The following is a 1,395-nucleotide window of genomic DNA, read 5'->3' as shown; positions in this document are numbered from 1 at the left end:
GGTTCGGGATGACCTCCAACGCCTCGATGCACAGGCGCGAGGCCAGATAGGCCGCGACACCATGGCACAGCGGATCGCCTGTGGCGAGCACGACGCAACGCAGCCCGTCGGCCTGGGCTTCGCGGACCCAGATCGGCACTTGCGACATCGCACCCGTCAGATCGCGGCGGATCGCGTCGGGGCGCAGGTGCGTGTCCAGCAGCTCCAGGGTTCGCGTGCCGCCGATCACGCAATCGGCGCGCGCCAGGTGGGCGAGGGCGGTGGCACCGAGGCTTGCCGCGCCGTCGTCGAGCACGCCAATGACCCGGCAGCGCTCGCCGGTGAACCGTTCGACTTCTTCGTTCATGATGCTTCCGCCAGCTTGCGACCATCGAAGTCGCAGACCAGCACCTTCAGTTGAAACTTGTCGGGATAGCGTTCGGTGACCGTGTGCCACACCCGCCTGGCCAGCGCTTCGTGGAACTCGCTCACCAACCCTAGCGCCGCGACGCGCTCGCTGGCGTAACGCGCGGTCTCGGCGTTGCGGATGTCTTCACGGACGTCTGCCGGGACGCCAATGCCCGCGCACAGATCGGCGAGCAGCCCGGTGTCGACCTCGGCGCGGCCGGCGTGCGTGATCGTCTCGCCCTGCGCGATCTTGGTCAGCTTGCCGACCATGCCGCCGATCACGACGCGGGGCAGGCCGGCCTTCACCGCCGCGCCGAGGGCGTAGCGCAGGAAGTCGCCCATCTGCACGAAGCACGCCTGCGGCAGCTCGGGCATTTCCTCCATCACGAACTTCTCGGTGCGCCCGCCGGTGGTGAGCACGACGACGCCGGCGCCAGTGGTCGCGGCCACGTGCACACCTTGCACCACACTCGCGCGGTAGGCCGCCGTCGAATACGGTTTGACGATGCCGGTGGTGCCGAGGATCGAGATACCGCCCAGGATGCCCAGCCGTGCGTTGAGCGTCTTCTTCGCCATCTCGATGCCTTGCGGCACCGAGATCGTGACCTCGAAGCCGGCGTCGTCCAGCAGCGATTCACCGGCGAGGCGCACGTTCTGCTCGATGTTGCGGCGTGGCACCGGGTTGATCGCCGGCCCGCCCACCGCCAGGCCCAGGCCCGGCATGGTGACCGTGCCGACGCCGAAGCCGCCTTGCAGCAGCACCTGCCCCGGCAGGTCATGGCGCAGGCGGACATCGGCCGTGAGGTGGGCCTTGTCGGTGCAGTCCGGGTCGTCGCCCGCGTCCTTGATCACCATTGCATGCGCCAACACGCCGTCGGTGTGGCCATCGTTGACGGCGAAGTTGACGAGCTGACCGTTCGGCAGCAGGCACTCGTTGGTGTTCGGCACCGCCCCGTGCACGAGCCCGAGCACCGCCGCGCGCGCAGCCGCAGCCGAGCAGGCACCTGT

Annotated in this window: 2 protein-coding genes; both read right to left on the bottom strand. The window is 69.0% G+C overall.

All coding sequences use genetic code 11. The features are described from left to right. On the bottom strand, positions 1–346 hold a 346-nt coding region (locus AC1DYI_RS35665), incomplete at its 3' end, for an SAM-dependent methyltransferase (protein WP_477208821.1). Then, a partial coding sequence (locus AC1DYI_RS35660) for a cobalt-precorrin-5B (C(1))-methyltransferase (protein WP_477208820.1) occupies positions 343–1,395 on the bottom strand: 1,053 nt, incomplete at its 5' end. The genes AC1DYI_RS35665 and AC1DYI_RS35660, both read right to left, overlap by 4 nt.

It is taken from the genome of Ideonella sp. P3_A4 (assembly GCF_056403075.1).
The sequence above is the reverse complement of the archived record's forward strand: the minus strand, read 5'-3'. Positions and strand labels throughout refer to the sequence as shown.